The organism is Ruminococcus sp. (assembly GCF_017650195.1).
Lineage (GTDB): Bacteria > Bacillota > Clostridia > Oscillospirales > Ruminococcaceae > Ruminococcus.
In genome coordinates, this window is sequence record NZ_JAGCFH010000250.1 from 19,680 (window position 1) to 30,343 (window position 10,664).

A 10,664-nucleotide genomic window follows, 5' to 3' on the forward strand; every position below is an offset into this window, starting at 1 on the left:
GTTTAGCCTTCAACGACTTCAACATCTATGGTTTCGGCAATACCGTTATAGAACTTTACAGTTGCTGTGTATGAGCCGAAATTTTTGATATCTGAGCTAAGAGATATCTTCTTCTTGTCCACCTTTACGCCGAACTGTTCTGCAAGAGAATCAGCAACGTTTGCGGCGGTAACAGAACCGAATAGCTTACCGTTTGAGCCGGCTTTTGCGGATATATTAACCTTTTTACCCTTTATTTTCTCGGCAGCTTCCTTGGCAGCCTGTATGTCAACGTCTATTTTATGCTGAGCAGAAGCCTGAGCACCTTCGAGCTTGTTCATATTCGATGCGTTTGCCTCTACTGCATAGCCCTTGGGAAGGAGCATATTGCGTGCGTAACCGTCAGCAACATTCTTTATTTCACCTTTTTTTCCAGAGCCTTTAACGTCCTGTAAAAATATAACCTTCATATTAATCAACCTTTCTTGTTTAGAGATCAGTGCTGTTTTTCTTGCAGTCGTCTATTGCGATTATTAGAGCCTTTGCGGCTTCTTCCATTGTAACGTTTTCAAGTTGTGTGGCAGCCATAGTCTGATGACCACCTCCGCCGAGTTGCTCCATGATTACCTGAACATTCAGTCCGCCAAGGGAACGTGCGGATATATTGACCGTTTTACTGGTCTTGTATATAACGAATGAAGCGTCAACATCTGTAATTCCGAGGAGCTCGTCAGCAGCCTGAGGAGCAACAATCCTTATATCGTCAGAGTCGAAATCTGCAACAGCAATAGCACAATTGTTATGTATCTTTGCAGAAGCAACTATCTGGGTTTTCCTTCTGTATGAATCTATAGAATTGGAAAAGAGGTGCTTTACAGCTATCGTATCAGCACCGAGCTTTTTAAGGAAAGCAGCAGCTTCAAATGTCCTAACTCCGGTACGCATAACGAAATTCTTTGTATCGAGCATGATACCTGAAAGAAGAGCATCGGCAAAGCAGCCTGCGATCTTTCCGTCAACTGGGTAATTAAAGTACTGTATAAGCTCTGTGACCATTTCAGACGCAGAGGAAGCGTAGGGCTCATGATAGAATATCACCGCATTGTCAATAAAGTTGACAGTTTTCCTGTGATGGTCAATAACGACTACCGAATGAGCTCTCTCATAAAGTGTATGGCTTTCCACATAGTCCTTGTTATGAGTATCAACAATTATGAGCATATCATTGGGAGTTATCATACTTTCAGCCTCTGAAGGAGTAACGAAAAGTGCTCCGTCAGTGGCTTCGTCGATCTTGTCTATTAGATTTGTAGCAAGATTCTTTGTGCGATCAACAGCGATAAAGGCTTCTTTTTCTAGGTTTATTATAGCTCCTGCTATACCGCAAGCTGCGCCTACAGAGTCGAGATCGCCGAAACGATGACCGATAATAAATACCCTTTCGCTGTTCATAATAAGGTCCTGTAAAGCGTTTGCAATTATTCTTGTTTTTGAACGCGAGCGCTTTTCTACTCCGTTGGAAACTCCTCCGAAGAATCGGTAGCCTGTGTCGGTTTTGACAACAGCCTGATCGCCGCCTCGTCCGAGAGCCATGTCAAGGCATTGCCTTGCGATATCCTCGCTTTCGGAGAGTGAGTCTGCACCCTGACCTACACCTATGGAGAAGGTAAGCGGGTACTTCCCGGCTATCTTTATACTGCGGGCAGCCTCAAGAATCTTGAATTTGCTGTTTATTATCTCGTTCAGATGACGGTTCTCGATTATAGCAAAAAATGTATTCGGAGACGTCTTTTTTATAAAGCCATTCGTCTTACTCATGAAGTTTTCTATGAGTTTTTCTGTTTCTACTGAAGTCTGTGCTTTTTCGCTCTCCTTTGCATTCTGCATTATCTCGTCATAGTTATCGATAGTTATGATCAGAACATTGGGGTGAGATTCGCTCATTTCATGTTTTATCGTGTAATAGTTCGACTGATCGTGAAAATAGAGAACAAGGAATGACATATCATTCTTCTCAAACTTCTCAGCAGTAACGTCGTAAATACAACCGTTTATAGGACATAATGCACTTCCATTGCTGGATAGCAAATCCATATCTATTTTTACGAAGCTCTCAAATTCAAGTCCGTAAACATCCTGTCCGAGCCCTATCTTTTCGGCAAATATTTGGTTATACCATACGAACTGCCGATTATTGTCGATAACTGCAACAGGAGCAGGCAAGGAATTCATAAATTCGGCAGCAGAGCTTTCAAGATGCTGATTCATCTTTGAAATGCGGCGCATAGAGTTCTGGGAATATATTATAGTATATACGATACAGCTTAGTATCAGAGCGAAAGCAGCTCCTATAAGGACATTTGCGATAGTATTGCTGCGGTCTATCAGCAGAAATGAAGGTATCAACATACCCAGCGCAAGCAGATGAAGTATCAACATAACTGCCGGGAATTTCTTTTTCACCTTTTTACTCCTTTCGGAAAGATTATGTCTCCATTATAATCGGAAGGATCATAGGACTGCGTTTTGTTTTCTGGTAAATATAATCGGAGAGAGCGTCGCGGAGTTTTCCCTTGAGGGAATTCCATTCTCTCAACTCGTTGGAGGAACAGTTTGCAAGAGTATCAGTAAGAAGGCCTTTTGCCTCTACCATTAGTTCTTCTGATTCACGGACATAGACGAATCCTCTTGATATTATATCAGGACCGGCAACAAGCTCATTGGTGCTCCTTTCAATGCCTATGACAATGATTATAAGACCATCCTGAGCAAGATGTTTTCTGTCGCGGAGAACTATAGAGCCAACATCACCTACGCCGAGTCCGTCAACGAGGACTCTTCCTGCAGGCACCTGTGAAACGACCTTCATGGTATTTCCGTCTGTCTCGATAACGTTGCCTATCTCAGCGATAAGCACATTTTCCTTGGGCATACCAAGCTGTAAGGCAAGATCTGCGTGTTTTTTCAGGTGCTTGTATTCACCGTGAACGGGAATGAAGAACTTAGGCTTCGTAAGAGACTGCATGAGTTTCAGCTCCTCCTGACAGGCATGACCTGAAACGTGTACCTCATACATTGCCTCATAAACGACCTCAGCACCTGATTTCATAAGCTCGTTAACAACTCGCGTAACGAATTTTTCGTTGCCAGGGATAGGCGTTGCAGATATAATTATGAAATCCATGGGCGTGATGTTAACCTTTTTATGGTCGTTCATTGCCATACGGGTAAGAGCCGACATTGGTTCGCCCTGGCTTCCCGTAGTTATAAGAACGATGCGCTCGCTTTCATAGCGGTTCATCATCTCTATGTCGATAAATATACCGTCTGGAGCTTCAAGATAGCCAAGATCTATGGCGGTATTTATAACATTTACCATACTCCTGCCGAATACGGCGACCTTTCGGTTGTATCTGACAGCACAGTTGACTATCTGCTGGACACGGTGAATATTCGATGAGAATGTGGCGATTATGATACGTTTACCCTCACCTTTTTGGAAAAGTTTGTCAAAGGAGTCACCGACTGTACGCTCGGAATGTGTATATCCTGGCCTTTCGGCATTTGTAGAATCAGCCATAAGGGCAAGAACGCCGCGGCTGCCTAGTTCACCAAATCTGGCAAGGTCTATTATCTTGCCGTCAATTGGCGAATAATCAACTTTGAAGTCACCGGTGTGTACGATAACGCCGGCAGGTGTATGGATAGCCATACCTACAGAGTCGGGGATGGAATGATTTACCTTTATGAATTCAACAGCCATACAGCCCATTTTAACTGTTTTCTTGGGCTCTACGATATTGAGGTTCACTTTTCCATTTATGCCCTGTTCCTTGAGTTTGCCTTCGATAAGTCCAATAGTAAGTCTTGTGGCATATACAGGTACGTTTATTTTCTTGAGGAGATAGCCAAGACCGCCGATATGATCCTCATGACCGTGCGTAATAACTATTCCTCTGATCTTTTCTTGATTTCTTTCAACATAGGTGAAATCCGGGATAACAATGTCTACTCCAGGCATATCGGCGTCAGGGAAAGCAAGACCACAGTCGAGTATGAACATATCGTTTGAACACTCGAAAACTGTCATGTTTTTACCTATTTCATTAAGACCACCTAACGGTATTATGCGTACAGGCGTCTTTTTTACTTCCTTAGGTTGCCTTGCACGGCTTTTTGTCTTGGTTTCTGGTGCTGTTTCGGTCTTAACAGCTGGCTTTTTCTCTTTTGTTACCTTATCCTTTGGCGCTGAACGCTTTCTGTAAGTCCTTTTGGGGGCAACAGAATCGCTCTGCTTTGTCTTATTATTTTTCTCTTTTTCGTTCACTATATGACCTCGCTTTCAATAATAGGGAAGACCTCTGCGTGAACGCCGCAGAAGCCTGAAAAAATATAAAAAGTAAGGCTCCGGAATTGTGAGATTTGTGAGTGTAAAGCATCATTCACATTATAAAAAGCGATAAAAAGGCTGACCACATAGAAAACAGGCAAACGTACAAGCTCTTTTTCGAGCCGAACCTGTATATAATTATGTGATCTTGTGGATATGTTGGTTCCGAAGCATTTTGACCGCAAATCGTCTGCGGTAAATATCTTAATGACGTTTTCGCCATAAAAGCCTATAAATTACAGTTGACGCTATTGCAGGATCGCACTGCGAGCGCAAGTATTCAAATATAATTATACAGAAATAAAATATGGATGTCAATAGAAAATCTGAATGATTTTAACATTATGCAATATAAATAGTTTTTTACAACATGAAGATATCAATTGTGGAATACTTTCAGATCCGCTGATATTAAGCTATACTGGGCGATTCCTAAGATATTAAGGTGAAAAAGATGTATTTCAGCCTTTTTAAGATTGGACAACCAATTTTGGAGCGAACAAACTTAAAAAATGCAGAAAAGTACAGTATTAGGCTAATTTAAGTTTTGACAAGTAGATTTGTATTTTTTGCAGAGAGCGGTTTATAATATTAATTGACAACAGAGATGGAGTTTATTCTTTGCTTACCTGTTTTACGAGTAATAAAAGGGCAATTATATTCGGGAAAGCCATAAGTCCGTTGAAGATATCTGATATCGTCCAAACGGTCTGTGAGTGAAGAATGGCTCCGGAGGCTGCAACTAGCGAAAAGATAATGTTGAATCCCTTGCTATTGCTGCCGAAAAGGTAACAAAATGCTACTGAACCGCAGTATGACCAGCCTATAACAGTACAAAAGGCGAATATCACCATTAACAAAGCAAGTATGATATCAGTTATTGCACCGGTAACAGGCAGAAATGATGAATTTACAGTCATATCTACGGAAGAGCACAGTACAGCGGCAGCAGTAAGAGTACAGCAAAGTATCGTATCAATGAAGACCTCAAGCATACTACACATTCCCTGTATTTTATATGAACTGTAGTTTTCTGAGGCGCTATGCAGCAAAGGAGAACTTCCGAGACCGGCTTCGTTTGAGAATATTCCTCTTCTGATCCCTACAGATACAGCTTTTGCTACAGAATATCCTGTTATCCCTCCCATTGCCTGTTTTAAGCCAAAAGCCTCTGAAAATATATCTAAAAAGGTAAAGGGGAGCTTTTGTTTGTTCTTTATTATTGTAGCCACACAGATAATAGTATATACAAAAGTCGCGAGGGGCAGCAGTATCTTTGCCACACCGCTTATTCTTTCAGTACCTCCTTTTATTATTACGTATAATATAATACATACGAAGCACGATAGTAGTATCGGACGTATTTCCACGCACTTGTAAAGATTTTCCGAAAGTGTACTTATCTGCGCCATCCCTCCCATGCCGAAGGACGCGCATAGACAGAAGAATGCAAATATACCGGATAGTGTTGTGCTTCCGAGTCCGTATCTTATGTATGCGATAGGACCTCGTATCGTTTCGGTACTGTATTTCGCCGAAAGACAGTTTTCGGCATAGACTAAAGCCATACCGAGAAAGGCAGAAATCCACATCCAGAAGATCGCCCCGGCTCCACCTATTCTTATTGCTGATGCAACTCCAGTGATATTTCCCGTTCCCATAGCCGTACCAAGAGACATACAGAAAGTTCCAAATTGAGAACACTTATTCTCTCTTTTTTGGAATATCTTCATAAAATAGGGTAAAATGCGGAATTGTATGAAATGTAACCTGAGCGTATACAGTAGACCTGTCATAAGCAAGAGGATTATCAGTCCGTTTCCCCAGACGTAAGAATTGATTTTTTCCAGCATGATGCACCGCTTTCGTACAGCTTAATGATAAAGTGGTTAATGATAAAGTTTACAATTTGTTTTAATTTTCGGTTTTACATATGATTTTATTTATGATATAATGTTCATGTAATGAACATTTAATTTTTTATCCTTGAAGATATGTGATCGGGCAGTCATACCGTTTCGCTTATTTGATACTATATAATACCGTGAAGGGGGCGTGAAATGAAACAGTATGCACCTGACAGGCGTTGTTTGACGACAATGAGGATTATAATCACTGTAGTAGCTATCATTATTCTTGCGGCAGTAAGATATTTTGTAGCGATAGAAAAGATAGTCGTATTATCAGTGATTGTTGTCATTTCAATCGCCTTTTTAGAGATGTTCGTTCATCTGCCGCTTTATTTTTCTTCAATAAAATATACCGCCACTGAAACAGAGGTCACAAAGAGCAGCGGCGTATTTATAAAGGTACATCAGTCTGTAAGATATTCCTCCATACAGTATACCACTTTTATAAGCAGCTATTTATCAAATTATACGGGCTTTAATTTTATAATATTCTTCGTATACGGTGGACAGCTTAGGCTTTTATTCCTTAAAAAGTCCGACGCTGAAGAAATCTTTGCCATGTCCGGAGGAATTAGTACTGAGGGGGAGAAGTATGTGCCGTGAACATCCTTTGAAAATACTCAGATACTCCGCGAAGAATATATGGCTACTTATTTTCCCTTTGATACGCGGCGTTTATACCTATAAATTTGACAAGGATTGGTTTTACAGCTGGGTAAGTGGAGCATGGTTCGATATAGCTGTACTTGCGGCTATTATTCTGGTCGGTTTGGTTAGGTGGCTTTTTTCGCGTATTTATCTTACAGAAGAGGAACTTGTACATCGCGACGGAGTTTTTGTACGAGTAAATACCTTTATCCCTATACGGAATATCAGCTCGGTTACAGTAGAAAGACCTTTTTTCATGATGCCATTCGGAGCAATAAGGTTTCGATGCGATACACGCGCTGGAATCTTCAAGACAGTAGATCTAAAGCTCCTGATCGGTAAAAAAGCTCTGAAAAAGATAATGCAGCATATGCCGGACATTGACGAAAAAAAGAAGATAGATGATATATCGCAGCCGAATACGCTTTCTGTACTGATCTTTTCTGCACTTTTTTCAAGCGGCTTTTCAGGAACTGTTTATCTTGCCACATTTTTCTTTAAGGGCGGAGATATCGCATACGATATTATAATGCACTCTCTGAATATTCTTACGGAGGAAACGGAAAAGCTGACGGAAAAGCTCCTTCTTAAAATCCCGACAGCCGCTATATTTATAGGAGTTTTCTTTATTGCATCGTGGTTCCTGTCATTTCTTGTGAATTTCTTCAGGTACGGAAGATTTAACATCGACTTCGACCGTAGCTGTACAAGAGTATCCTACGGTATACTAGAGCGCAAGGAATACCGTATAAAGAATTCGCATATCAATTACACAGACCTCAGACAGAATCTTTTAATGAAGGTAAGGGGAGCCGTTGCGGTGAATATAAGTTGTGCAGGCTATGGTTCGTCAAAAAACAGGATGCCTGTTTTGCTTCCGGTGAGGAAGGAAAAAAATCTCGGAGAAAAGTTCGAGATTATCGGCATATACGGTGGAAAAAAGAACAAATACAGTGCTCAACCGGCAGGTATATGCTCATATCTGCTGATACCTCTTATGGTTGCTTCACTTATTATTCCGACCTACGACTGGGCGGCAAGGATATTTCCAAAACTTGTCGAGCTCTCACTTTTTTTTGCAGTCATGCTCGAAATACCTGCGATATGGTTTATTATAGTAAAATTCGTAGCGCTTATGACGAGCGGTGTTGCTTTTTACGAGGATAAGATTATAATCCGCTGTTCAAAATGGACTAAGTTCCATACTGTTGTTTCGACTCGTGAAAAGGTCGTAAAAATTGAGCTGGAACAGAATCTGCTACAGGCGATGAGCGGAAGATGTGCATTCAGTATATGGTTTGAGGGCGAGGAGCATACAAGATATAAGATAAAGGCAATGAAAGCCGAGGAGGTAAGAAAAATAGCTGATATGCTCGGATATAAGATAGGCGAAAAAGTAAAAACTTGACAATTGTGCTTAAAAATGGTATCATTATCAAGTGAGCAGACTATGCGGTAGCGGGAACGCTTTAGTTCACGAGGAAAGTCCGTGCATCACAGAGCAGGGTAGCTGCTAACGGCAGCCGAGGGCGACCTTAGGGCAAGTGCAACAGAGATATACTGCCGCTTAATGCGGTGATGGTGGAAAGGCGAGGTAAGAGCTCACCAGAGCGCTGGAGACAGCGCTGCTATGTAAACCCTATCCGATGCAACGCCTATTGGTGCTTGTTATCTTAACGTCTGCTCGGCGGATAACAAGTAATGGCGGCTGGAGCTTGCCGGCGACGGTAAGCGTAGATAAATTACCGCACACGACAGAACACGGCTTATCGGTCTGGTCAATAAAAAAAGAGAGCTTTTGCTCTCTTTTTTTGCGTTATTTAGTCTCTCCACATCTTTCTGTATGAGAAACAGGTAAGGTTTTCAGATTTTTTGAATTGCCTTGCAAAGTAGCTCTGATCGTTGAATCCGCAGAGATGTGCGATCTCCTCCACGGATTTATCAGTAAAGCGAAGAAGTTTTTTACCGCAGTTTATCCTTGCGTTTATAAGGTGCTGAAATATAGTTTTTCCATATATTCGCTTGTATTCACGGGTGAGGTAGTATTTACTTATGTAGAATCTTGATGAAAGCATCTCAAGAGAGATATCCTCGGCAAAATGATCGTCTATAAAATTATGTACCGACAGCAGCTTTTGCTTTAAAGCAGAGTCGAATTGTTGTTCACTATTGTTAACAGTAAGAGCTATTGTAAGAAGCTCAACAATTAACTTTGAGGTGATTATTTCAGCGTCGGGAAGCTTTTTTTCGTTGATATCCATTAATTCTGTTATCGCCGAAACTACCTTGTCAAAAAAATGAGGATGGAAAACAGCCTTTGACTGAGATGTGAAATAATCGTAGTACTGCTGTGAGGTGCTTCCATTGAAATGAACCCAGAGAAGCTCCCACGGTTCAGCTTCAAGGCTCCTGTAGTAATGAGGCAGACGACAGTCCACAAAGAAACAGTCGCCTTTTATAAGGGGATATGTGTCATCTCCTATAACAAGCTCTCCAAAGCCACTTACAACCGCTGCTATAAAAAAAGAGTCAAGATCGTGCCTGTGATGTATCTGAGCCTCGTTTCGTTTGGAATATCCCGCTTCCTGAAGATAGAAGAATGCATTTTTGGCTGACGGGCTAGGGGTGCATATCACTCGTCTTGAAGATGTCTTATCGTTATTTTCGGATAGTAGCTTTTCCATAGCAACCTCCTTTTACAGTATTATACTATATATTATACATTATTTTACGCTGTAAATCAACTTCTGTAGAGAAAAAGCCTCTGTGATTTATGAAATGCTCCTTACAAAAAGAAAAGCAGCAATAAAGATAGAAGTGGCGAGCAAAAAGAGAATAATATTTCTCTTTGACTTTTTCCTTTTCGGACTTATAATACCGTTCAGAACGCGCTCGGTCTCTTTGGCTGAGACGGATTCAGGCAGAACGGATACGTTAGGTCTAAGGTAAAGCACTGCCTTCTCAAAGTAAATACTGTCGGTTTTATTGATCTCAACTATTCTTTTATTAACACCTTTTAACATACTTCCTCCAAAAAATAAAGATAAGCAGATTATCGGCATTTTTGAAAGGATTATTCATTTTGCGATGAAATACTTCGTATATAATGGAATAGGTACTGCTGAGCGATGCCTGCGCTCGATTTTGCGAATTCCGGGAAACCATCCGGATAGTACTGTGCAAGTACTCGCTTTATCCATACGTCTACCGGAAAGGCTTCGGTGCGGTACATTCCGAAGAGGAGAACGCATTCTGCTACTTTAGGACCGACGCCCTTTATCCTTTTTAGAGCAGATCTTGCATCGTCGATGGGAAGGGTAGCAATCGCGTCAAGGTTTATTTCTCCTGATGCTGCCTTTATAGCAGCGTCTTCAAGGTATTTTGCGCGGAAGCCGCTCCTGAGATAGGAGAGAGTATCGGCATTCTCCATCGATAATTCATTTATACTTGGAAATCTGCCGTCGTAATTTTCACATAGCCTGTCAATTATTCCTTTTATCCTCGGGATATTGTTATTCTGGGAAATAATAAAGGAAATAAGACACTCCCAGCTGTTTTGTCGCAGAAGTCTTATGCCGCCTGCGAAGCTACATGCTTTTGCAAGGGTCTCGTCTTCAGAAAAACAGCGTTTCAGCTCGGAATAATCTGTCTCAAAGTCAAAATATCTTATCCATTTTGAGATAAAGTCGTTTTCGTTAGTATTGTGAAAAATAAAGCTGCCCTTTGAGGTCTGAGAA

At 41.2% G+C, this 10,664-nt stretch carries 9 protein-coding genes and 1 other RNA gene; 3 read left to right on the plus strand and 7 right to left on the minus strand.

Annotated elements, in window-relative coordinates; all coding sequences use genetic code 11:
• Positions 1–2: 2 nt before the first annotated feature.
• From rplI to J6U00_RS11415, 4 genes are all read right to left on the minus strand, one after another.
• Entirely contained in the window at positions 3–449 is a 447-nt protein-coding gene (rplI, locus tag J6U00_RS11400; protein WP_296581962.1) for a 50S ribosomal protein L9, read from the minus strand.
• 19 nt (positions 450–468) lie between these two features.
• Positions 469–2,442, minus strand: a complete 1,974-nt coding sequence (locus J6U00_RS11405) for a DHH family phosphoesterase (RefSeq protein WP_296581963.1) — start codon at positions 2,440–2,442, stop codon at positions 469–471.
• 22 nt (positions 2,443–2,464) lie between these two features.
• Complete coding sequence (locus tag J6U00_RS11410; RefSeq protein ID WP_296581965.1) at positions 2,465–4,306, minus strand: ribonuclease J; 1,842 nt, start codon at positions 4,304–4,306, stop codon at positions 2,465–2,467.
• A gap of 677 nt (positions 4,307–4,983) precedes the next feature.
• Entirely contained in the window at positions 4,984–6,222 is a 1,239-nt protein-coding gene (locus tag J6U00_RS11415) for an amino acid carrier protein (RefSeq protein WP_296581968.1), read from the minus strand.
• Positions 6,223–6,429: 207 nt separating this feature from the next.
• Here J6U00_RS11415 and J6U00_RS11420 point away from each other — a divergent pair, with 207 nt between their 5' ends.
• From J6U00_RS11420 to rnpB, 3 genes are all read left to right on the plus strand, one after another.
• A complete protein-coding gene (locus J6U00_RS11420; protein WP_296581970.1) occupies positions 6,430–6,882 on the plus strand; it encodes a PH domain-containing protein in 453 nt (150 codons plus the stop codon).
• Positions 6,872–8,335 carry a PH domain-containing protein gene (locus J6U00_RS11425; protein ID WP_296581972.1) on the plus strand — a complete coding sequence of 488 codons (1,464 nt, stop codon included), beginning with the start codon at positions 6,872–6,874 and terminating at the stop codon, positions 8,333–8,335. Before J6U00_RS11420 ends, J6U00_RS11425 begins: the two co-directional genes overlap by 11 nt.
• 32 nt (positions 8,336–8,367) lie before the next feature.
• An RNA gene (gene rnpB / locus J6U00_RS11430) (RNase P RNA component class A) lies at positions 8,368–8,712 on the plus strand.
• A gap of 35 nt (positions 8,713–8,747) precedes the next feature.
• On the opposite strand, the gene J6U00_RS11435 is transcribed toward rnpB, so the two are convergent.
• The 3 genes from J6U00_RS11435 to J6U00_RS11445 form a co-directional block, all read right to left on the minus strand.
• Complete coding sequence (locus J6U00_RS11435) at positions 8,748–9,611, minus strand: AraC family transcriptional regulator (protein ID WP_296581974.1); 864 nt, start codon at positions 9,609–9,611, stop codon at positions 8,748–8,750.
• Positions 9,612–9,698: 87 nt separating this feature from the next.
• A complete protein-coding gene (locus J6U00_RS11440; protein WP_296581976.1) occupies positions 9,699–9,950 on the minus strand; it encodes a hypothetical protein in 252 nt (83 codons plus the stop codon).
• A 50-nt stretch (positions 9,951–10,000) separates the two neighbouring features.
• Positions 10,001–10,664: DNA glycosylase (locus J6U00_RS11445; RefSeq protein ID WP_296581977.1), on the minus strand; the 664-nt coding region annotated here is incomplete at its 5' end.